Source organism: Bacillus sp. FSL E2-8887, assembly GCF_038007205.1.
In the GTDB taxonomy this organism is placed as follows: domain Bacteria; phylum Bacillota; class Bacilli; order Bacillales; family Bacillaceae_G; genus Bacillus_A; species Bacillus_A mycoides.
The window spans coordinates 3,877,096-3,899,258 of sequence record NZ_JBBOWS010000001.1 but is presented as its reverse complement, the minus strand read 5'-3'; the positions used below and the strand labels follow the sequence as shown (position 1 = coordinate 3,899,258).

Sequence of the window (22,163 nt, the reverse complement as noted above, 5' to 3'; positions counted from 1 at the left end):
GTGTCATTGACTTTTATTTTAGTGCGTGCTAAATTTATAAAAAATTAACAAACATTGTTAAAAGGGGAACGTATTTCCTTTTAGCTACATAAATAAAATAATAAAGACAAACTCTTATTGAGAGCGGTGGAGGGAAAGGCCCTGTGAAACCCGGCAACCTTCAAACTAAATGTTTGAAACGGTGCTAAAACCTGCAAAACGTGTGTTTTGCATAATAAGAGGAGGAACAATTATGTCCCCCTCTTCAAAGTGAAGAGGGGGTTTTTATATTGATAGAAATGAGGGAGATTCGTGAAATTACTAGATTTATTATCAAAAGGAATTGTAATAGGTGATGGTGCGGTTGGAACGTTATTACATTCGCATGGTTTACAAAGTAGTTTTGAAGAATTGAATTTGTCTGATCCGGACTTAATTATATCGATTCATAAACAATATGTAGCTGCTGGAGCGGATGTTATTCAAACGAATACGTATGGTGCGAATGAAGCGAAACTCCGCATGTATGGTCTAGAAAATCAAGTTGTCCAAATTAATAAAGCGGCAGTGAATATTGCGAAAGCATCAGTAACAGATCGGAATGCAATTTTAGGGACAATTGGAGGTATGAAACATATTGGTGCTGTTACAACGACTGATATAGAGCGAGAATTTATGTTACTTGAGCAGGCAGGTGCTTTACTAGAAGAACAGGTTGATGGATTACTATTAGAAACTTTTTATGATGAATTTGAATTATTGCATGCGGTTAAAGTATTGCGTAAACAAACGAATATTCCGATTGTTGCTCAGTTAGCGTTACATGAGGCAGGTACGACTCAAAATGGGAATGATGTCAATGAAATATTAAAACTGCTTTTAGATTACGGTGCCAATGTTGTTGGGTTGAACTGTCAACTAGGCCCGCTTCACATGACGGAAGCTTTCAAAATGATATCGATTCCTCAAAATGGCTATTTATCAGCATATCCGAATGCAGGTCTCCCGAATTATGTGGAAGGGCGTTACGTATATGAGGGAAGTCCAGCGTATTTTGAAGAAATGACACCGAAATTTATTGAACAAGGTATTCGTTTATTAGGTGGTTGTTGTGGTACTACCCCGGAACATATTGAAGGAATGAAACGTGCTATTGCAAATGTTGCACCTGTAATAGCAAAGGAGACGATTCAAAGGCCTAAAGTGGTCCATACACATGAGAAGCGTTCGAGAGCTCATGTTACTCTAGCAGAAAAGGCAAAGAAACAAACGACAGTTGTAGTGGAATTAGATCCACCGAAAACGTTAGACACGCAGCGTTTTTTTGAAGGGGCAAGAGCACTGAAAAGGGCTGGAGCGGATGCTATTACTCTAGCAGATAATTCATTAGCATCTCCTCGTGTTTCGAATATGGCTATGGGTGCATTATTAACGAAGCATGATATTCCAGTATTGACGCATTTAACGTGTAGAGACCATAACGTCATTGGACTACAGTCTCACTTACTTGGATTATCAGCATTAGGTATGGAGGAAGTGCTAGCTTTAACTGGTGATCCAGCGCGCGTTGGTGATTTCCCAGGTGCAACTTCTGTATATGATTTGTCATCGATAGAGCTCATTAAAATGATTAAAGAGATGAACGACGGACGCTCTATTTTAGGGAAATCAATTGGTCCGGCAACAAGATTTTCTATTGGAGGTGCATTCAATCCTCATGTAAGGCATTTAAAAGCAGCGGTCAAGCGAATGGAACGAAAAATTGATGCTGGTGCTGAATATTTCTTAACGCAGCCGATATATGATGTTGCTTTAATAGAAGAAGTATATGAAGCGACAAAGCATTTGGAACAACCTATCTTTATTGGAATTATGCCGTTAGTAAGTAAGCGGAACGCAGATTTTCTTCATTTTGAAGTGCCGGGTATTACTCTCCCTGAAGAGATAAGACAAAGAATGGATGGACATGAAACGAAAGAGGCAGCCATAGAGGAAGGGATTCGTATTTCACAAGAGTTGATCGATGCGGCGATGAAATACTTTAACGGTATTTATCTTATTACACCGTTTTTAAAATATGAAATTACAGAACATCTCGTGAAATATGTGAGAGAAAAGCAAGAAGTGAAAGAAGGTATTAATTGATGAAACGAATAGAAGAGAGATTACAACATGAAATTTTAATATTAGATGGTGCAATGGGAACGATGATCCAGCAAGAAGACTTAACAGCGGAAGATTTTGGAGGAGAAGAATACGAAGGTTGTAATGAATATTTAGTAAAAACAAGACCGGATGTTATTTTAAATATTCATAAAGTCTACATTGAAGCTGGAGCAGATATTATTGAAACGAATACGTTTGGTGCAACAAATATTGTATTAAGTGATTATGCATTGTCTCATTTAGATGAAGAGTTAAACGAAAGGGCAGCGCTTTTGGCAAAGCAAGCGGTTAAAGAAAGTGGGAAAGAAGTGTATGTTGCGGGAGCGATGGGACCAACGACGAAAGCGATTAGTGTTACAGGTGGTGTGACTTTTGAAGAGTTAATTGAAGCCTATACAAGGCAAGCGAGAGGACTATTAAGAGGAGAAGTTGATGTATTACTCGTTGAAACGAGTCAAGATATGCGTAATGTGAAAGCTGCGTACATTGGAATTCAATCGGCGTTTGAAGAACTAAACAAAATAGTACCTATTATGATTTCTGGAACAATTGAACCGATGGGAACGACTTTAGCGGGTCAAACGATCGAAGCCTTTTATTTATCGGTAGAGCATATGAAGCCATTATCGGTTGGATTAAACTGTGCTACTGGTCCAGAATTTATGAGGGAACATATACGTTCCCTATCTGATTTATCGGAGTGTTATATTTCGTGTTATCCAAACGCTGGTCTTCCTGATGAAGATGGGCATTATCACGAATCTCCAGCGTCACTTGCTGAAAAAGTAAAACGTTTTGCTGAAGAAGGATGGATTAATATTATTGGTGGTTGTTGTGGCACAACACCAGAACATATACGTGTAATGAAATCGGCGCTTGCCTCGATTAATCCTCGTGAGCATCATGAAAGGGTTGGACATGGAATTAGTGGACTAGAAGCGTTGCAATACGATGATTCTATGAGGCCTTTATTTGTTGGAGAAAGGACGAATGTAATTGGATCGCGTAAGTTTAAAAGATTAGTAGCAGAAGGGAAATTTGAAGAGGCTGCTGAAGTGGCAAGAGCGCAAGTGAAGAAAAATGCTCATATTATTGATATTTGTATGGCAGACCCTGATCGTGATGAAATAGAAGATATGGAAAGATTCTTGGCAGAAGTTACGAAAGTGTTAAAAGTACCGATTATGATTGATTCAACAGATGAAAATGTTATGGCGAAAGCTCTTACTTATATTCAAGGAAAAGGTGTTATCAATTCTATTAATTTAGAGGATGGAGAAGAACGTTTTGAAAAAGTGACCCCCCTTCTTCGGAAATACGGTGCTGCGATAGTTGTAGGGACAATTGATGAAGATGGTATGGCAGTTAGTGCAGAAAGAAAGATAGAGATTGCTAAAAGAAGCTATGAATTACTAACGAAAAAGTATGGTATACGCCCATCTGATATTATTTTTGATGCGCTTGTGTTTCCTGTAGGAACAGGTGATGAAGAATATATAGGTTCAGCGGCAGCGACTATAGAAGGAATTCGTCTTATTAAAGAAGCGTTACCAGAATGTTTAACGATTCTAGGTGTGAGTAATATATCTTTTGGTTTACCACCAGCTGGACGTGAAGTATTAAACTCTGTCTTTCTATATCATGCAACGAAAGCAGGATTAGATTATGCGATTGTTAATACGGAAAAATTAGAACGCTATGCGTTAATTCCAGAGGAAGAAAAACGTCTTGCGGATGCATTATTATTTGAAACGACGAAAGAGACGTTAGAAAAATTTACAAACTTCTATCGTGTTGCCAAAAAGAAAGATGTCGTTATACAAGAAACGCTAACACTTGATGAACGACTGGCAAATTATATTGTAGAAGGTACGAAGCAAGGACTACAAGAAGATCTAAGTCTCGCGCTTACAGAAGGACGAAAACCTCTGGATATTATTAACGGGCCGCTTATGACAGGAATGGATGAGGTGGGGCGATTATTTAACGGTAATGAGCTTATCGTTGCTGAAGTATTGCAAAGTGCTGAAAGTATGAAAGCTGCCGTAAGTTATTTAGAGCCACATATGGAATCTAGTGAGAGTGCAAAAAAAGGGAAAGTATTATTAGCGACTGTTAAAGGAGACGTACATGATATTGGGAAAAACCTTGTTGAAATTATTTTATCAAATAACGGATATGAAATTATTAATTTAGGAATTAATGTTCGTTCGGATCGAATTGTTCAAGAAGTACAAGAAAAGAAACCTGATATTATTGGCCTTTCTGGTTTGTTAGTAAAATCAGCGCAACAAATGGTAACGACTGCTGAAGATTTAAAAGCAGCGAATATTGATATTCCAATTGTTGTAGGTGGTGCAGCACTAACGAGGAAATTTACAGATAATCGTATTTCTCCATCTTATAAAGGGCTCGTATGTTATGCAAGTGATGCAATGACAGGTCTTGATATTATTAACAAATTACAAAAAGAAGAAGAACGTGAAAAGATGAAGCGAGATAAAAAGGAACGCCATCTTCATATTGTGAAACAAGAGGAGAAAAAAATAGAAATTCCCGCAGTTATTGAGCCGTTGCCAAAAGCAACTGTTATGATACCAGATTCGACGAAACGAGTTGTACTACGGGATATTCCTGCCCTTCATCTTGCACCGTTTTTAAATAGACAAATGTTAATTGGACACCATCTTGGGTTAAAAGGAAACGTAAAAAAACTCTTGCAAGAAGGGGATAAAAGAGCACATGAGCTAAATGATTTAATTGATGAATTATTACAAGAAGGACAATCTTGGTTACGCCCAAAAGCGGTGTATCAATTTTTCCCGGCGCAAAGTGATGGACAAAATATAATTATATACGATCCGGAAGATCACACACGTATTATAGAGCGATTTGAATTTCCGAGACAAGGGAAAGCACCATACCGTACTTTAGGAGATTATATACGCCCGATTGGAGATGAGATGGATTATGTCGCTTTCTTATCTGTTACCGTTGGAGAAGGGGTTCGAGATATTGCAGAGGAATGGAAGGCGAAGGGAGATTATTTACGCAGTCATGCGATTCAGTCGTTAGCACTTGAATTAGCAGAAGGACTTGCTGAAAAAACACATATGCTCATTCGTGATCGTTGGGGAATTCCAGATTCACCTGAACTGACGATGGAAGAGAGATTCCGTACAAAATATAGAGGAATACGCGTATCATTTGGTTATCCAGCATGCCCAGAACTTGCTGATCAAGAAAAATTATTTCGCTTAATTCATCCAGAAGAAATAGGTATTTCATTAACAGAAGGATTTATGATGGAGCCAGAAGCGTCTGTAACCGCTATGGTATTTTCTCACCCTGAGGCAAGGTATTTTAGTGTACTATAGTGTAGAAGGGGGAGACGTATGAAAAAAATAGTCTTTACAGGTGGCGGTTCGGCCGGGCATGTAACACCTAATTTAGCAATTATTCCACATTTACAAAAGCAGAACTGGGATATCTCTTATATTGGTTCTCATCAAGGGATTGAGAAAACGATTATAGAAAAAGAAGGAATCCCATACCATAGTATTGCAAGCGGGAAGCTACGTCGTTATTTTGATTTGAAAAATATAAAAGATCCTTTTCTCGTGATGAAGGGTGTTATGGATGCGTACGTAACAATTCGTAAACTAAAACCGGATGTTATTTTTTCAAAAGGTGGTTTCGTATCCGTACCAGTCGTAATAGGAGGGTGGCTAAATAGGGTGCCAGTTTTATTACATGAATCTGATATGACACCTGGACTAGCAAATAAAATTGCGCTCCGTTTTGCCTCGAAAATATTTGTTACATTTGAAGAAGCAGCGAAACATTTACCGAAAGAAAAAGTAATATATACAGGATCGCCTGTACGTGAAGACGTACTAAGAGGAAATCTTGAAAAAGGTTTAAAGTTTCTAGGGTTTTCCCGGAAGAAATCAGTTATTACTGTTATGGGAGGAAGTTTAGGCGCAAAGAAAATTAATGAAACGGTTCGATCGGCACTTCCAGATCTTCTGAAAAATTATCAAATTGTGCATCTTTGCGGAAAAGGAAATCTTGATGAATCCTTACAAAATAAAGAAGGATATAGACAATTTGAATATGTACATGAAGAGTTGCCGGATATATTAGCAGCAACAGATTTTGTTATTTCGCGTGCGGGATCCAACGCGATTTTTGAATTTTTAACAATGCAAAAGCCGATGGTTTTAATTCCGTTATCGAAATTTGCAAGCCGTGGAGATCAAATTTTAAATGCTGAATCCTTTAAAAGACAAGGGTATGCATCGGTATTATATGAAGAGGATGTAACGGTGAACTCACTTATAAAGCATATAGAAGAGCTATCTCATAATAATGAGACGTATAAAATAGCATTAAAAAAATATAATGGAAAAGAAGCGATTAAAACTATCATTCAACATATTTCAGAGGCATGATTAAACAATCATGTCTTTTTTAGTAGGATGAAAGATTCCAAGAATTGATATTTTTATGTTACAATAAAGTGAAACTTTAATCAGTGGGGGGGGCATCCCCACTGATTATTAGTTGAACCAATCGGGCTTTTACGGGCAGTTAATCCCACACCTAACTTCTTTGTTTTCGTTGAATTTTGAGGTGGGGGTCTTACTGCCCGTTAATGCGGGGTAACAAATGGTTAATAGGGAAATTCCAATTGATTAAGCGTGAAAATACGAATGGATTAGGAGTGACTGTGTTGGAGCTAAGTCTCTATGAAAATACTGCACTTATTATATGCTTTGTGTTGTACGTTGGTAGTGTTATTGTTTATATTTCACGGAAATTTTCACAAGAACGAGAGCTTGAAAAATCAGAAATAACAGCTGAACTAGAAATGTTAGCTGATGAAAGTTATAAAAAACAAAAAATAAAAGAAGATCATGAGGCACCCCATCATTGAAACGCAAATAAGTTCTAAGGATGGGGATTTTTTTTGAAAAAATCCCATTAACGCTAAAAAAGGAGTTTCCCCATACATATTTAAGGAGTGAATATAAATGAAATTTTATATTGCTTCAGGATTTCAAAATAAACATCTTGTTCGTTTCGTATCAAGCCAGTTGAAAGAAGTGGGATGGCAGCATACATATGATTGGACGAAAAATGAAAGAGCAACCAATAGAGAACAATTGCAAAAGATTGGTGAAGAAGAACGAGAAGCGATACGAGAAGCTGATGTTTTCTTACTCATACTAGAGGGTGGGAATGGAAGTCATACAGAATTAGGGATGGCAATTGCTTTAGAAAAGAAAATTTATATATATCACAAGGGCAATGAGTTGCAAACGACATTCTACCATTTACGAGAAGTTGATATTTTCGAAGGAGAAATTGAGGGGCTTGTCTCATATATATTGAATAAAGTGGAATGTTAGACGTGGGAATGCAGCGAGAAATATTTCTTGCAAAAAAAGAGTGAAGGTTACCATTAGGCTATTTTGGGCACAGTTATTATAAGTAAAGCATATAAAGGAGTTATAAATATGAAATTAGAAAATGGATGGGAAACAAGTTTTTTAGAGGTTGTACAAAACAGTGAATTTAAGAAAGATGCAATTCTTAGTCAATTGCTTTTTGCGGATAGTGAAGAAGTAGAAGAGCTTGTTGATGATTACGGTTATGAAGAGATTATTGAACGCGAACATGATGATGAGTTAGCAGGAATTTTAGGAGAAGAACTTTTCAGTGAGCTGGAGCGAAACGTATTCTTATCTCCACAGCCAGAAGAAAAACTTATTTCATTCGTAAATGGATTAGGTTTTCATGTGTTAGATTGGATTGTGCTTCTTGAAACAGAATTTGGCATTGATAGCGCAAACTTCACATCGGATGCAGTGAAAATGTTAGAAAAGCGCTTTAGACAGTTTCCCTATATAGAAGAGAAGACAATTTTTGATATGACGTTTGAAGAAGCGATGGATGTATTAGAATCTGTTACAGGATTACAGCTGAAGGGGAAAATGAACGTATAATGAAAAAGAACGTGATAGCTTCACGTTCTTTTTTTTTACATAATAATAATTTTATCATCTAGCTTTGTTTGTCCAGTAAGAAGTGCATTTAAATACTCTACTTTTCGTATGCAAGCTTGTATATGTCTTTCAACCTCTTGTAACTCTGCTTGGTGATGCGTTTCAATTGGATGAATTTGTACGTTAAATTTTTCGAATTGACTACTATATGTTATTTCTGCATAGCCGCTCATAATATCGGTTTCGTTATGAAATAAAAATTGCTTCGTTTCTTCACAGAATGATACATCCTGAAAGCCATATACTTTTAATGCTTCAATTACTTTGTTAATCATGTTTATATTCATTTTTTAACCCTCTTTACGAAGTTCTACTTTTATATTATAACATAAAAAATTGCGTAGAAAGCGCTTCCAAGTGTATTTTATTATAAACTTTACGTTTCAATCATAAAAATGAAACAAAGAAAAAATAATTGTAAAGAAGGAAGGACTCTTTTATTGTTTCGTCATATATATAGAGAAATAGTGCAATGAAAGGAAATTTTCCGAGGTGGAGATTGTATTTCCAATTTGAGCGCAGTAAAAGAGGTGAGAATCTTGAACTTTGATATTGTAGGACAAAAAGCATATATAAAAAATGGGCCGCATCGGAACCGAATTGGAACTGTAAAGAAAAATGAAAAACAATTAGAATCCCATTTTGCTATTGTAATTGGAGAACAAAGTATTGATGTAGAGCTAAAGGATATCGTGTTAGTTGGAGTAGATGTAGGACAATTTCATACATGGTGCGAGCAAAATGGTTATTTGTGAAAGGGACGGGCTGTGAGATAATGAAATATATTTGAGAAAAGAGAATATGTTATTGTATTCTCTTTTTCTATGTGTGTGGAGACGGAAATGAAGTATAAAGAACAAGAGTTTACATTGGAGTTGAAAGAGAACATTAAATGTATGGAAAAGGAAATAGAGCGAATATCACTTGGATTTTTTAAAGCGTATTCGCATTTATACATAGGGAAAAATATGAAATTAGATATGGGATTTGAAAGAGAAAAAGAGAATCCCTTTGAAATAGGATATTATTCATCAGTTTCTATAGCGGTATTAGATGAAGAAGGAGAGATGATTGAATTTTACATTATTCCAATTTGGAGATGCGAAAATGCTTTTTTAGGGATGCCAACTCAGTCGAGAGTTTGGGGGAGTAAGAAAGTAGGGGAACTTGTTGATGAATCTTGTTATGAGATTGAGGAAGAGTTAAAAGAGCAACTAGAAGAATACTTGGAGTGATAACTTTCAAGAGAAGATGTATAGAGATGGAACATAATAAAAAAGACGCTAACAGTATAAATTGTTAGCGTCCTTTTTTATTATGAAGCAATCTCACCAGTTTTTACATCATCCTGATTGTACGTATCCTGATCTAATTCACCAAGCCATTTACTAGAAATAAGACCAGCTGTCATAGAACCACTTACGTTAAGAGCTGTACGACCCATATCGATTAATGGTTCAACTGAGATAACAAGAGCGACAATGCCGATTGGTAAGTTCATTGTAGATAGTACGATTAACGCTGCGAATGTTGCACCGCCACCAACACCGGCAACACCGAATGAGCTAATAGCAACGACAGCGATTAAAGTTAAAATGAATTGTGGTTGTAATGGATCAATTCCTACAGTTGGAGCGACCATCATAGCAAGCATTGCTGGATAAATACCTGCGCAACCGTTTTGACCGATAGATACCCCAAAGGATGCAGCGAAGTTAGCGATTCCTTCAGAAATACCAAGCTTTTCTTTTTGAGCTTCAATATTTAATGGCATTGCACCAGCACTAGAGCGAGATGTGAATGCAAATGTTAATACAGGGAACACTTTTTTCAAATATTGAATTGGATTTAAACCAGATAATGCGATTAATAATAAGTGAATGATAAACATTACGATAAGAGCTACGTAAGATGCTAACACGAAGTTACCAAGTTTTAAAATAGCATTTATATCGCTACCAGCAACTGTCTTTGCCATAAGAGCTAATACGCCGTATGGAGTAAGAAGTAAAATTAATGTTACCATACGCATTACGATTGCATATACAGCATCAAGCATTTTCTTAAATAGCTCTGCTTGTTCTGGATATTTTCGTTTTACACCTATAAAGGCAATCCCGATAAAGGCTGCAAATATTACAACAGAAATTGTTGATGTTGGACGAGCACCTGTTAAATCAAGAAAAGGATTCGTAGGCAACAGTTCTAACAATTTGTCTGGAATTGTTGTCTTTTCAATAGAAGTAAATCTTTCTTCTACTAATTTCAGACGAGCAGATTCTGCATCACCTTGTTGTAATCCTGTTGCTGATACATCAAATCCTGCGCTTGCAGCTATACCGACAGCTGCGGCAATTCCTGTAGTAAGAATTAAAATTCCGATAATAAGACCACTGATTTTACCAAGGTTTTTCGTTAATTGTAATTTTGTAAATGCTGAAATAATAGATACTAAAATAAGTGGCATAACGATCATTTGAAGTAATTTCACATAACCGTTACCAATTAAACTAAACCAGGTATTTGATTCGATAATTACTTTAGAAGTAGGTTCATAAATAAATTGTAATATAAGACCAAAGATAATTCCGACTCCTAAAGCAGTAAATACACGTTTATTAAAAGATACATGCTTACGTTGCATATAATACAATACGCCAACTAAAATGAGCATGACTGTGATGTTAATCCCGACAAGCAGTGTATTCATGTTGATTCCCCCTAATTCCAATGTGTTATATAGAATATAAGGTAATAAAACCTATAAGTCAACTAGGGAATTGCGGAATTAAAAAAAAGATGGCAATTTGCCATCTCTTAATGCCCAGCTCCAGGGACAAGTAAAAATGTTGTGTACCATGTAAATCCGATGAAGAAAACGGTTAAATATGCCCCGAATACGTATATATACATACGCTCTGTTAATTTTAAATAACTTAAAAGTACGAAGAATCCTGTTTGTCCTAAAAATAGTAGTGCGGTCGAATGCATATCCCCTACGTAAAACATAACCGAGAAAATTCCAGTCCAAAAGCCGAGAACGCGAAACATGCGCTCCATGCCATCTCCCTCCTTTTCTAAAAAAAGTAAAACCTCTTTTCATTATAGTTTATTTTTCTAACTATTGTAAATATTCATTCATATAAAAAAAGAAGCCAATTATAATATTGACTTCTTCTTAGTTGAAAAACTAAATTTGAACTTTATCCCGCTATTTGTGGGCAGTAAAACTCCCACCTCAAAATTCGGCTTGAGCAAAGAAGTTAGGTGGGAGATCAACCGCCCGTAAACGCCCGATTGGTGAGGGCTAATAATCAGTGGGGGAAGAACACCCCCCACTGATTAAAGTTTCACTTTATAGTTACAAGATTTGCAGCCATCTAGTAGACTATCGTTTCGTGTTAATTCCACGTTCGGGAATAGGATTTCAAAAATCCCCTTCATCATATCTCCGTGCATATTACAAATTTCAGTCGGATGATGCGCAGCAACTTCTTTAAATGGGCAATTGTGTACATCATAGAAAATTTTTGTGCCATCTGTACTTAATTCAAAAGCAGGGGATAAGCCAGCAGTTGAGAATGCTTCTTTTGCGATTAGCATTTTTTGTTCTATCGTCAATGCTTCTGCACTTACATTTAAGCGATGCATATGTTGTTGCATTAATTCTTTGCCGAATTGTTTCCCTGTTTCATATAGCGCTTTTTCACCAGCACTACCTAAGCTTAGCAGTGAATTAAATGCTATCTGCGCTAATAATTGATAATCGCGAAATGGGAATTGTAACTGGATGACATCTTGAGACAAGACGTATAGTCTGCTTGGTCTGCCGCCTTTCCCAGTTTTTTTTGTTTCTGATTTGAGCATATTAACATCTTCTAATTTAGATAAATGTAAACGCGCTACGTTTGGATGAATATTAAACTCATCTGCAATTTCTTGTACAGTTACGTAATTATGTTTTTGCGAAATATATTTATAAATATAATAACGAGTAGGGTCAGATAATACACCTGTAATTTTTAAAGCTTGTTCCATGAGGATCTCCACCTTTATCACTTTATCCAAGATATTAACATTATAATACAGATAAACTTCTATATAGGTAATTTCAGACAATAATTCGGAAATTGTTCATAATTTCACAAACATATTTTTCCTTTTTCTCTTAGTGAAAATACAAAATCTCTAATTTTTCTTGTGCATTTTTTTATGATATATACATAGTGAGGAGGGAAACTTGATGAATAGTGTCGAGCTTTTTGCAAATATGATTATGAAAGAAGCTTGTAGGGTGCAAGCATCGGACTTACATATTGTGCCCAGGCAGAAGGATGTGGCGATTCAATTACGTATTGGAAAAGATTTAATTACGAAACGGTGTATTGAGAAAGAATTTGGAGAAAAGCTTGTTTCACACTTTAAATTTTTAGCATCAATGGATATAGGAGAGAGGAGAAAACCTCAAAATGGTTCGTTGTACTTACAAATTGATGGACAAGAAGTGTATTTACGCCTTTCAACACTTCCAACAGTATATCAAGAAAGTCTCGTTATTCGCCTCCATTTACAAGCATCTGTACAGCCACTGTCTCATCTTTCGTTATTTCCAAGTTCAGCGGAAAAATTACTCTCTTTTTTAAAGCATTCTCATGGGTTACTCGTATTTACTGGGCCAACTGGTTCTGGAAAAACAACAACAATGTATGCGTTATTAGAAGTAGCTAGAAAATGGCAAACACGTCGCATCATTACACTGGAAGATCCAGTTGAGAAAAGAAAAGACGGTTTATTACAAATTCAAATAAATGAAAAAGCTGGTATCACATATAAAACGGGATTAAAGGCTATTTTGCGTCATGATCCAGATATTATTTTAGTTGGCGAAATTCGTGATGAAGAAACAGCAAAAGTAGCTGTAAGGGCCAGTTTGACGGGACATTTAGTAATGACAACCTTGCATACAAATGATGCGAAAGGAGCGATACTACGATTTATGGATTATGGTATTACAAGGCAAGAAATTGAACAATCATTATTAGCAGTAGCTGCTCAGCGGCTCGTCGAATTAAAATGTCCATTTTGCAGAGGGAAGTGTGCAACTTTATGTAAATCAATGAGGAAAGTGAGACAGGCAAGCATTTATGAACTGTTATATGGATATGAATTAAAACAAGCGATTAAAGAAGCAAGTGGAGAACATGTTACGTATCACTATAAAACGTTGGAATCGTCGGTTCGAAAAGGGTATGCTTTAGGCTTTTTAGAAGAAGATGTATATGTTTAAGAGAAAATGGAGTTTAAGTGATCAAGCATTATTATGTAAAAGATTAAGTGATTTATTAGAGAAAGGTTACTCACTTTTGCAGGCGTTAGAATTTTTGCAGTTGCAACTACCATTAGAGAAGAAATTACAGTTACAGCGTATGATCGAGGGATTGAAAAATGGACAAAGTTTGCACGCTTCTTTTCACCAATTAATGTTTCACTCTGAGATGTTAAGTTATTTGTTTTATGCAGAGCGACATGGTGACATTTCTTTTGCTTTGCAACAAGGGAGCGTACTTCTTTACAAGAAAGATAAATATAGGAAAGATATGATGAAAGTAATGCGATATCCTATGTTTTTATCATTTTTTTTAATGATTATGCTTTCTGTTTTTAACCTCATTTTATTGCCTCAGTTTGAAATGATGTATAGTTCTTTACGTTCTACAGCACCACCACTTACGGAGCAAATTTTAGTTGCAATTAAATTATTACCCTACTTCATTTATATGATTGTTCTTATCGTTATAATGGGATTTAGTTTATATATATTTTATTTCCGAAAACTTCCGCCTACTCAAAAGGTAAAGATTATGATCCGTATTCCCCTTATGAAAACATTTCTTATTTTAAATCATTCGCATTATTTTTCCACTCAATTAAGTGGTTTATTACACGGTGGATTGTCGGTACACGAAGCATTAACAATAATGATGAAGCAAAAGTATCATCCGTTCTTTCAGTATGAAGCAGACCGAATTGAGCGGCAATTAATTGCAGGAGAACCGTTACAATCTATTATTGATAAAAGCGGTTATTACGAGAAAGAACTTTCTTATATCATTACGCATGGACAAGCAAACGGTAATTTAGCAAATGAGCTTGGTGATTACAGTGAGCTCATTATTGAAAAGGTAGAACAAAAAATTAAACGTATGTTATTTGTGATTCAACCCATTTTATTTACATGTCTTGGGGTTATAGTCATTTTGATGTACTTAGCGATGATTATGCCGATGTTTCAAATGATGAATTCTATATAGGGGGCATTTACATGCAGAATGAGGAGGGTTTTACTCTTTTAGAAATGTTATTAGTTATGGTTGTCATAACTGTATTATTACTATTAATTATTCCAAATGTAGTTACACAGCGCTCATCCGTCCAAGGAAAAGGATGTGCAGCCTATGTGAAATCTATAGAAGCACAAATACAAGCATATCACTTGCAACATAATAAGATTCCATCAATAGAGGAACTTGAAACAGGAAAGTATATTACTTCAAAAACTTGCCCGAAAGGTGAACCAATCCATATTTCCGATGATGGTACGGTATCAGCTGGGAAATCGTGAAGCAAAAAGGTTTTACTCTTTTAGAAATGCTACTTGTCTTATTTGCTATTTCTGTACTGAGTGTTGTTACGCATTTTAACGTTACTTCATTACATGAAAAACAAAAAGTTGAGCAGTTTTTGAAACAGTTTTCAAATGATATTTTGTATATGCAGCAGTTGGCGATTAAGCGTCAACAACATTATACGTTACGCTGGTTTAAAGGGAAACAGATGTATTATATTTCGGAATCGGAGACAGACCTTTTAATTGTTAAGAGAGAATATGATAAAGATGTCCAAATGGATTTGCATACCTTTCCAAATCCAATGACATATAATCCGAGCGGGAATATTAATAGGGGTGGTACGATTTTACTTTCCTATCGAGGGTATAAATATGAGATTGTATTTCAGCTTGGAAGAGGGAGATTTACGTATCGTGAAGTGTCAAAAAGGATCAGTAATGGTTGAAATGGTTGTAGCGTTAAGTTTAATAATGATGGCGGCATCGTTATTGCTCCCGCAAACATTATTAATTATGCAAGAAAGAAAAAATATAAAAATGAGCTATAAAGCATTAATATTATTAAAAAAAGAAGCGGCCTTATTTAAGTATGAGAATGAGGAAAAGCGAGTAAAAGAGCAAGTCATAAAAGGAATTGTATATTACACATATTGGAGAGGAGATGAAGTTTGTACGATGTGGAAAGATAGGAGAGGAAAAGCGATGGAGCAATGCCTTTATGCAAAGGAAAAATAAAAACGAAGCGGGATTTACATTAATAGAAATGATTGCATGTTTGTTGCTTTTATCAATGTTCTTTTTACTTTTACCGCGTCTTCATATTATGGGGATAGAAAATACACATTCAAAAGGATTAAATGACTGGGAGTGGGATGTGTTTTTAGGACAAATGCAATTAGAGTTTCGTGAAGTATCAAGTGGGAGGAAGATAGAGCTAGAAAACGGTGGGAATATTTTACGCTTCCAACTTCGTAATGGTGATCAGGTGACGTATGAAAAGTTGAATAGTAATTTAATAAGAAAAGTAAATATGCGCGGAAGGGAATTTATATTACAAAGGATTGAAGCGATTTCGTATAAATTAACACCTCATTTGTTATATATATATGTGAAAGATATAAGTGGTGAAATATATGAAGGCGTGGCTGTGCGCTATAGTGAAATTGAGATAGAAACATGAGAAAACAAGATGGATTTGCAATGCCAGGAACAATTATTTTTCTTATTTTATTCATTTCTTTTTTGATGTACGAAACGAATATGTTACTTTCGGATAAAAAATTTTATTCTGAAATAGAACAAAGTTTTTTCATGGAGGAACTTGTTGATCGCGCTATTTCAGATATAAAAAGAGAGTTACAGCAAAAAGAAAAAGAGGATGTTTTTTTATTTCAGTATGAAAGAGGAGAAGTGAGTGGAAAGTACGTCTTTGAAAATGATGTTATTATCATTTCGTTGCAATGTGTTACAAAACAGAGAGTTTTCTATACAGTGAGCTTTCGGTATAGGGAAAAGGATAATAAAATATTTGATTGGGTAGAAGGATAATATGTAAAATATATGGAGAAGAACCATGAGTTTCTATTGTGGAGGGAGTCAATTTCTTTGAGGAAAGGGATAAGAATAATGGTCAAAAGTTTAAATTTTCTCAAAAAAGAGAAAGGTAGAAAGAATATGATATATTCATGCTATCCAATCATTTTTTTCTAGGGAGATAAGGAAATGACAAATAACAATCAAATAGGTGAAAATAAGGAACAAACTATTTTTGATCATAAAGGAAATACGATTATGACAGAGGATAGGGAAATACAAATTATTTCAAAATTCGAAGAACCTCTTATTGTCGTATTAGCAAATGTATTAAGTGATGAAGAGTGCGATGAATTAATTGAATTGTCTAAAAGTAAGATGGAACGTTCTAAAGTTGGTTCATCACGTGATGTAAATGATATTCGAACGAGTAGTGGTGCATTTTTGGAAGAGAATGAACTAACTTCGAAGATTGAAAAACGAATTTCATCTATCACGAATGTTCCTGTAGCGCATGGAGAAGGATTGCACATTTTAAATTATGAAGTAGATCAAGAATATAAAGCGCACTATGATTATTTTGCGGAACATAGTAGATCAGCTGCTAATAATCGTATAAGTACTCTTGTGATGTACTTAAATGATGTAGAAGAAGGCGGAGAAACATTCTTTCCGAAATTAAATCTTTCTGTACACCCTAGAAAGGGAATGGCAGTATACTTTGAGTACTTTTATCAAGATCAATCACTAAATGAGCTTACGTTACATGGAGGGGCACCTGTTACGAAGGGCGAGAAATGGATTGCAACGCAGTGGGTGAGAAGAGGTACTTATAAGTAAAAGTGAGCCAGCTTGTTTGATTACGAGAAAATAGTGAGTATGTTACGTTTTGTTCTTCATAGCATAAGAAGAACAAAACGTTTTTTTATTAAATAAAGTAACATCTTTCGTTATAATAACAAATAATAACGGATGATTGAGAGGAACGAAAATGAAATCTATATACATAACTGGCTATATGGGAGCCGGGAAAACAACAATTGGAAAAGTGTTAAGTAAAGAACTTCATATGGATGTTGTAGATACAGACCAAAAAATTGAAGAGAAGCAAGAGAAGGCAATTCGTGATATTTTTGCCGAAGAAGGCGAAATGGCTTTTCGGGAATATGAAAGTGAAATGTTACGTTCACTACCGGTTCAGAATGTAATTATTACAACGGGTGGAGGGATTATTGAACGAGCGGAAAATCGAAAGTGGATGAAGGAAAATGGAACTGTTGTGTATTTATATTGCGATCCACATGTAATTGCAGAAAGGCTTCGTGAAGATACGACACGTCCACTATTTCAGAAGAAAGATATAGATGCATTTATAACGAAATTTGAATCGCGCCGAGCTTATTATGAAGAGGCTGATATTCATATCGATACGACAAATAAGTCGGTAAAGCAAATTATGAATGAATTAAAGCAAAAGATTAATGAATAAAAAAGTGGACATACTAATCAAGTAGAGGTGATGATAATATGTCTACTAATGATTATGTACGCTTTGTGACACAGCAATTTGTGTCATATATGGATGCTCCAAAAGAGGATCGAAAACAACAGAAACAACAACGTCGTGCGGAGAAAGAGCCATTCTTAAATAAATGGTTTGGTGTTATGCCACTGAGCGCTGCTTTGTTTTATCGAAATGTAAAAAATAAAAGAAAAAAATCAAGCTAACTTTTTCGTAATATGTCTGGCAAAATAAAGATCCCCTAGTGCAACAAGCTGCTAGGGGATCTTTATTTATTGTTGCACAGATTCTTTTTCTTCAGTAACCGCATGTATCTTATTATTTACCCATACAAACCCTATTCCGATGCAAATAGAAATACCCCAGCCAACAGCGGTCATAATAGCTCTCATTTCACCATATCCATCTACACCGAAAACAGAGATGAAATAGATTTTCAAGAAGCTTTTTAATATAAATTGAAGGCCGAAAAATAGTGTTAAATATTGCAGTGCTGGATATATACGACTATCACGATAAAGCTCACGACTTTTATCACGATCATGACCTTGCAGTGCTGAAATATCCGCTGCGAAATATAACATAAGTGGTTTTTTTATAAAGATTGTACATATAACGATGCAGCCAAGTACGATATGATAATATGCATCATTCCATAGCATTCGTTCCGCTGATCCAGATATTAAGTCTACCGTTGTATTAGAAATGAGTGTAATTAAAATAAAGAACCCTGTAACGTTAAACTGTTTTTCTTTTTTAAAGGTATACAGTGTATAAATAATCCCCGGAACAGAGGAAATTAACATTGCGTAATAAGGATCGATATAAGGTTTTGCAAATTTCCAAATGAGGAATGGGAATACGAGATAAAAGACAAGATCTAATATAGCTTTTTTATTTTGATTCATACAAATCCTCCTTAAGTCATACATATATTTTATAATATAATTTCTGAAAATTGTATAAGGTTTAATAAAAAAAAGAAAAGTAGATGATTAGTAGATTAAAAAAATTGTCCCTAGCGTAGTAAGTTTTTTTAGTATATAATAAAGGAAACGCTTTCATTTTTTGATTTGTTCACAAAATGGATGGAAAATCACATATTTACTATTGATATGTTACTTTATAATGAAACTAATTAAATATACATGCATACAATATTGTGAAATAAATAACATAAATAATCTATATAAATGTAAACGTTATCAAAAGAGAGGTGGAGACAATGAGTAAATTTTTCTTCAATCATAATCCAGCAACATTAGAGGATGGAAGACTGGTTAAGTATGCTGAAATTATTTATGGAGAAGGTGGCCGTTCTGTATTAGAAAATTTAATGGTGAAGGCATCTATCAGATTACGTGATCGTTATCCGAATAAATCTGACGAACAGATCTCGAACCTCGTAAATCAAGGCATCCATGATATGTTTCAAAAATACGTGAATGAGTAAGAGCAGCTACTGGCTGCTCTTATTTTTTTGTATAAGGATTGTGCCTCTAGCTGAAAATAAAGATGCATTTTGAAACATGCAAAAAGGAGGCGAAAAAGATGAGTAATGGAATTGGTCGTTCAAAAGAGAATCTTCCAACTGATGCAAACCATGTAAGTGCAAAGGATCGTGCATATCAGAAACGTATGACAGAGAAAAAACAGCAAGAGCGTAATGAAGATAGAGAATAGGCTGGGAACATATCTTAAAAGAAGCTCCTTCAATCTGAAGGAGCTTTCTTTAAGATAGAAAATGATTTGCGGTAACATAAAAGAGACCACCGTTTATAATTTGTATTGTAATGCGTGGTTCGTATTGTTCTTGTAATGCTTGCTTTTCAATTTCATAGCTTTCTGGAAGTTCATCGCTATCTTCGTAAAATCGATTTAAAAGGTCTAAATCGTGATTCCAACGCACTCTCGCTTCTTTTGCCCACGTGTGGTCATCTTCAGCGATTATACTTTTTAAAGCATCCTCTATACGCTGTAAGCCACTTTGTGGCTTAATGATAGGTGAGAGGGTAAAACAAAAGTCAGGTATTTTCGGTGTGAGTTTGATCTCTGCTAAAGTGTCATGAAAGTTTGCAATCATTGTCCCGGAAATAAGATGAATACCGATGGAATGAAGTATGTCTTTTTTTCGGTCGCATTGATAAGATACTTTTATATTTACACCAAGCCAAGGATGAAGGGGAGTATGAGTTGCCCCGCTATGTTTCACTTCCTCATATAAACGTATGTATGAACCTAGTTCTTTTGTTGTTTCAAATATTTGATGCAAACGGGGTGAACCGTAATGAATAAGTTCACCGTCGTTTTCTTCGTTTTCCGGATTTGTAATAAGAGTAAGGCGCATCGGGTTCGGAACGCCTCCTGTTTTTTCAAGATAGTGCCAATAGAAAGGGCGGTTCATTAATAATTTATCCATTTCAATTGTTAACTGCACGTCTAATAGGTGAGGGGAACGTTCTAAAATTTCGCAGTTATTCGCCTCAAAAAAGTTATATAAGTAATTATGAATTTCATTTTGCTGCATAGTCCTGCACCTCTGCTTCATTGCGCTTCGCAAAATCGATAATAGATGTTAAATTTTCCATCTTGATTCGAATTTCACCTTCGCTTTTTGACTGCGCGAAAATTTCTTGAATATGCGCATCAATATTTTTCATGTTGATTCTCGTTAAAATTTCATCGAGTTCACCGATTACACGTTCAAATAAATTAATTTTTTCATATAGTAGTTTTAAAATGTGCTCTTCAACAGTGTGCTTTGTTGCTAAGTTATAAATGTGAACATCATTTTTTTGTCCAAGACGGTGAATACGTCCAATCCTTTGCTCGAGTCGCATTGGATTCCACGGTAAGTCGTAATTAATCATATGGCTACAAAATTGTAAGTTAATTCCTTCACCACCAGCTTCGGTCGCAATTAATACTTGGGCATGATTTTGGAAAAGCTCCTTCATCCAATCTTTCTTCCCGCGCTTAAATCCACCGCGAAATGGAACAGAGGAAATGCCATGTTGTTGTAAGAACCATTGTAAATACATTTGTGAAGCTCTATATTCAGTGAAGATAATGACTTTATCGTCAACTTCTTTTATAAGCTCTAGTGCTTTATTTGCTTTGGAGTTGAACGGAATATGATTAATTTTGTCCATCAGCACATCAATATGTGGGTCCTTTATGTAGTGCTCATTTTCTTTCTGTCTTTTTTCTACATGTTTTTTTAATGAATAGTAAACAGCTTCACGACTACTACATGCTTCCCGTTTTAAAGTTAAGGATGAGAAAGCAGATGTGACGGCATCTTGTCCACGCCAATTTTCAATTTCATTATACAAAGCTTGTTCTTCTTCATTGAATTCAACGAAGATTGTTCGTACATGCCTCTTCGGCCAATCAATGCCAGTGTTATTGCGTCTATTTCGAACCATTACTTTATTGATAAGAGCTTTTAAATCTTCATCGGATTCAGTGGAACGATTTTTGGAAGCGTAATATTCTTCAAAATTAGATTGATTGCCTAAATGACCTGGTTTTAATAAAGAAACGAGGTTGAAGATTTCATCGATTTTATTTTGAACAGGAGTTGCAGTTAGTAATAAACAAAACTTCTTTTTTAATCGCTGTGCAAATTCATAGTTTTTTGTTTTATTATTTTTTAGTTTATGTGCTTCATCGATAATAATAAGGTCATACTCTAGGTTTAAAACGATATCGCGATGCGGTGAACGTTTCGCAGTATCGATTGATGAAACGATGACATCAGCTTGTTCCCAAGAATAACTTTTCTTTTGAGCGACCGCAGGAATAAAAAATTTTGTGTTTAGTTCATACGCCCACTGAGATACGAGAGAAGCTGGAACGAGAATGAGTACCTTTTTTACAAGTCCTCGAACCATATATTCTTTCAAAATAAGTCCAGCTTCAATCGTTTTTCCAAGTCCAACTTCATCTGCTAGAATCGCTTTACCATTCATTTGTTCAATGACATTTTGAGCGACCTCTAATTGATGTGGAAGCGGCGTGAAATGTGATAAATGTTTCGGTGCTTGCAATCCATCAAAAGTAGGGACGAGTAACGATTTCTCTGTTTTATAAGCTAAATGATATAAATCCCAATTTGTCCAAGGACCATCTTCATCAATTCTTTTTAAAAAATTATTTTGCCACGTTCGATCTACGGAAATATCGACATTCATTAAGACTCTCCCACCTTTTATAAACTAAAGTGATTATTAAAAAAATCTTTATTATAAGCCTCGTAATA

At 35.3% G+C, this 22,163-nt stretch carries 27 protein-coding genes, 1 pseudogene and 1 riboswitch; of the genes and pseudogenes, 20 read left to right on the top strand and 8 right to left on the bottom strand.

What is annotated here, in order from left to right:
• The first annotated feature begins 111 nt into the window (after positions 1-111).
• A riboswitch (SAM riboswitch) is annotated at positions 112-221 on the top strand.
• Between the two features lie 70 nt (positions 222-291).
• The 6 genes from NSQ08_RS20000 to NSQ08_RS19975 all read left to right on the top strand — a co-directional run bounded on the left by NSQ08_RS20000 (position 292) and on the right by NSQ08_RS19975 (position 8,156).
• The gene (locus NSQ08_RS20000) at positions 292-2,124 is read left to right on the top strand and encodes a bifunctional homocysteine S-methyltransferase/methylenetetrahydrofolate reductase (RefSeq protein WP_340778279.1); all 1,833 of its coding nucleotides are present in this window, start codon (positions 292-294) and stop codon (positions 2,122-2,124) included.
• Positions 2,124-5,522, top strand: coding sequence for a methionine synthase (metH, locus tag NSQ08_RS19995; RefSeq protein WP_002034031.1), 3,399 nt, complete (start codon positions 2,124-2,126; stop codon positions 5,520-5,522). The genes NSQ08_RS20000 and metH overlap by 1 nt, the downstream gene beginning before the upstream one ends.
• Positions 5,523-5,540: 18 nt before the next feature.
• The gene (locus NSQ08_RS19990) at positions 5,541-6,599 is read left to right on the top strand and encodes an undecaprenyldiphospho-muramoylpentapeptide beta-N-acetylglucosaminyltransferase (protein WP_002190676.1); all 1,059 of its coding nucleotides are present in this window, start codon (positions 5,541-5,543) and stop codon (positions 6,597-6,599) included.
• Positions 6,600-6,841: 242 nt separating this feature from the next.
• Positions 6,842-7,084: a DUF3966 domain-containing protein gene (locus NSQ08_RS19985; protein ID WP_085960924.1), complete on the top strand. Its 243-nt coding sequence runs from the start codon at positions 6,842-6,844 to the stop codon at positions 7,082-7,084.
• A gap of 97 nt (positions 7,085-7,181) precedes the next feature.
• Positions 7,182-7,559, top strand: a complete 378-nt coding sequence (locus NSQ08_RS19980; protein WP_340778271.1) for a nucleoside 2-deoxyribosyltransferase — start codon at positions 7,182-7,184, stop codon at positions 7,557-7,559.
• A gap of 108 nt (positions 7,560-7,667) precedes the next feature.
• Positions 7,668-8,156: a hypothetical protein gene (locus NSQ08_RS19975; protein ID WP_002015119.1), complete on the top strand. Its 489-nt coding sequence runs from the start codon at positions 7,668-7,670 to the stop codon at positions 8,154-8,156.
• A gap of 35 nt (positions 8,157-8,191) precedes the next feature.
• Here NSQ08_RS19975 and NSQ08_RS19970 read toward each other — a convergent pair whose 3' ends face one another.
• Positions 8,192-8,503, bottom strand: coding sequence for a hypothetical protein (locus tag NSQ08_RS19970; RefSeq protein WP_002165070.1), 312 nt, complete (start codon positions 8,501-8,503; stop codon positions 8,192-8,194).
• 252 nt (positions 8,504-8,755) lie between these two features.
• On the opposite strand from NSQ08_RS19970, the gene NSQ08_RS19965 reads away from it, so the two are divergent.
• Both NSQ08_RS19965 and NSQ08_RS19960 read left to right on the top strand, forming a co-directional pair.
• Complete coding sequence (locus tag NSQ08_RS19965) at positions 8,756-8,971, top strand: DUF3912 family protein (RefSeq protein WP_002034026.1); 216 nt, start codon at positions 8,756-8,758, stop codon at positions 8,969-8,971.
• Positions 8,972-9,058: 87 nt separating this feature from the next.
• Entirely contained in the window at positions 9,059-9,451 is a 393-nt protein-coding gene (locus NSQ08_RS19960; RefSeq protein WP_340778266.1) for a hypothetical protein, read from the top strand.
• 80 nt (positions 9,452-9,531) lie between these two features.
• Here NSQ08_RS19960 and NSQ08_RS19955 read toward each other — a convergent pair whose 3' ends face one another.
• The 3 genes from NSQ08_RS19955 to NSQ08_RS19945 form a co-directional block, all read right to left on the bottom strand.
• A complete protein-coding gene (locus NSQ08_RS19955) occupies positions 9,532-10,926 on the bottom strand; it encodes an L-cystine transporter (RefSeq protein ID WP_340778262.1) in 1,395 nt (464 codons plus the stop codon).
• Positions 10,927-11,033: 107 nt separating this feature from the next.
• Complete coding sequence (locus NSQ08_RS19950; protein WP_002015110.1) at positions 11,034-11,276, bottom strand: DUF2626 domain-containing protein; 243 nt, start codon at positions 11,274-11,276, stop codon at positions 11,034-11,036.
• A 282-nt stretch (positions 11,277-11,558) separates the two neighbouring features.
• Entirely contained in the window at positions 11,559-12,254 is a 696-nt protein-coding gene (locus NSQ08_RS19945) for a helix-turn-helix transcriptional regulator (RefSeq protein ID WP_002014995.1), read from the bottom strand.
• 205 nt (positions 12,255-12,459) lie between these two features.
• Here NSQ08_RS19945 and comGA point away from each other — a divergent pair, with 205 nt between their 5' ends.
• The 10 genes from comGA (at position 12,460) to NSQ08_RS19895 (ending at position 18,105) form a co-directional block, all read left to right on the top strand.
• A complete protein-coding gene (gene comGA / locus NSQ08_RS19940) occupies positions 12,460-13,503 on the top strand; it encodes a competence type IV pilus ATPase ComGA (RefSeq protein ID WP_340778254.1) in 1,044 nt (347 codons plus the stop codon).
• Positions 13,490-14,527, top strand: a complete 1,038-nt coding sequence (gene comGB / locus NSQ08_RS19935) for a competence type IV pilus assembly protein ComGB (RefSeq protein WP_340778251.1) — start codon at positions 13,490-13,492, stop codon at positions 14,525-14,527. The genes comGA and comGB overlap by 14 nt, the downstream gene beginning before the upstream one ends.
• Positions 14,528-14,538: 11 nt before the next feature.
• The gene (comGC, locus tag NSQ08_RS19930; protein ID WP_002088623.1) at positions 14,539-14,838 is read left to right on the top strand and encodes a competence type IV pilus major pilin ComGC; all 300 of its coding nucleotides are present in this window, start codon (positions 14,539-14,541) and stop codon (positions 14,836-14,838) included.
• Positions 14,835-15,290, top strand: a complete 456-nt coding sequence (gene comGD / locus NSQ08_RS19925) for a competence type IV pilus minor pilin ComGD (RefSeq protein ID WP_002129089.1) — start codon at positions 14,835-14,837, stop codon at positions 15,288-15,290. The genes comGC and comGD overlap by 4 nt, the downstream gene beginning before the upstream one ends.
• A complete protein-coding gene (locus NSQ08_RS19920; RefSeq protein ID WP_016100615.1) occupies positions 15,283-15,579 on the top strand; it encodes a hypothetical protein in 297 nt (98 codons plus the stop codon). The genes comGD and NSQ08_RS19920 overlap by 8 nt, the downstream gene beginning before the upstream one ends.
• Positions 15,563-16,024, top strand: coding sequence for a competence type IV pilus minor pilin ComGF (comGF, locus tag NSQ08_RS19915; RefSeq protein ID WP_016100616.1), 462 nt, complete (start codon positions 15,563-15,565; stop codon positions 16,022-16,024). The genes NSQ08_RS19920 and comGF overlap by 17 nt, the downstream gene beginning before the upstream one ends.
• Positions 16,021-16,392: a competence type IV pilus minor pilin ComGG gene (comGG, locus tag NSQ08_RS19910; protein WP_002167676.1), complete on the top strand. Its 372-nt coding sequence runs from the start codon at positions 16,021-16,023 to the stop codon at positions 16,390-16,392. The genes comGF and comGG overlap by 4 nt, the downstream gene beginning before the upstream one ends.
• Before the next feature lie 174 nt (positions 16,393-16,566).
• Positions 16,567-17,217 (top strand): 2OG-Fe(II) oxygenase, encoded by a 651-nt coding sequence (locus NSQ08_RS19905; protein ID WP_002131210.1) that lies wholly within the window; start codon positions 16,567-16,569, stop codon positions 17,215-17,217.
• 151 nt (positions 17,218-17,368) lie between these two features.
• The gene (locus NSQ08_RS19900; RefSeq protein WP_002129082.1) at positions 17,369-17,866 is read left to right on the top strand and encodes a shikimate kinase; all 498 of its coding nucleotides are present in this window, start codon (positions 17,369-17,371) and stop codon (positions 17,864-17,866) included.
• Between the two features lie 38 nt (positions 17,867-17,904).
• Positions 17,905-18,105: a YqzE family protein gene (locus tag NSQ08_RS19895; RefSeq protein WP_002015009.1), complete on the top strand. Its 201-nt coding sequence runs from the start codon at positions 17,905-17,907 to the stop codon at positions 18,103-18,105.
• 66 nt (positions 18,106-18,171) lie between these two features.
• Here the strand turns inward: NSQ08_RS19895 and NSQ08_RS19890 are convergent, their stop codons facing one another.
• On the bottom strand, positions 18,172-18,807 hold the full coding sequence (locus NSQ08_RS19890; protein ID WP_002015010.1) for a VC0807 family protein: 636 nt from the start codon (positions 18,805-18,807) through the stop codon (positions 18,172-18,174).
• 128 nt (positions 18,808-18,935) lie between these two features.
• Positions 18,936-19,053: pseudogene (locus tag NSQ08_RS19885) on the bottom strand (GTP pyrophosphokinase).
• A gap of 71 nt (positions 19,054-19,124) precedes the next feature.
• On the opposite strand from NSQ08_RS19885, the gene NSQ08_RS19880 reads away from it, so the two are divergent.
• Together NSQ08_RS19880 and NSQ08_RS19875 are read left to right on the top strand one after the other, a co-directional pair.
• Positions 19,125-19,352 (top strand): hypothetical protein, encoded by a 228-nt coding sequence (locus NSQ08_RS19880; RefSeq protein WP_000032698.1) that lies wholly within the window; start codon positions 19,125-19,127, stop codon positions 19,350-19,352.
• 98 nt (positions 19,353-19,450) lie between these two features.
• On the top strand, positions 19,451-19,582 hold the full coding sequence (locus NSQ08_RS19875) for a hypothetical protein (RefSeq protein WP_002088613.1): 132 nt from the start codon (positions 19,451-19,453) through the stop codon (positions 19,580-19,582).
• A gap of 49 nt (positions 19,583-19,631) precedes the next feature.
• Here the strand turns inward: NSQ08_RS19875 and NSQ08_RS19870 are convergent, their stop codons facing one another.
• Both NSQ08_RS19870 and NSQ08_RS19865 read right to left on the bottom strand, forming a co-directional pair.
• The gene (locus NSQ08_RS19870) at positions 19,632-20,426 is read right to left on the bottom strand and encodes a YqhG family protein (RefSeq protein ID WP_002088611.1); all 795 of its coding nucleotides are present in this window, start codon (positions 20,424-20,426) and stop codon (positions 19,632-19,634) included.
• Positions 20,413-22,095, bottom strand: a complete 1,683-nt coding sequence (locus tag NSQ08_RS19865) for a DEAD/DEAH box helicase (RefSeq protein WP_002015016.1) — start codon at positions 22,093-22,095, stop codon at positions 20,413-20,415. Before NSQ08_RS19865 ends, NSQ08_RS19870 begins: the two co-directional genes overlap by 14 nt.
• Positions 22,096-22,163 lie beyond the last annotated feature (68 nt).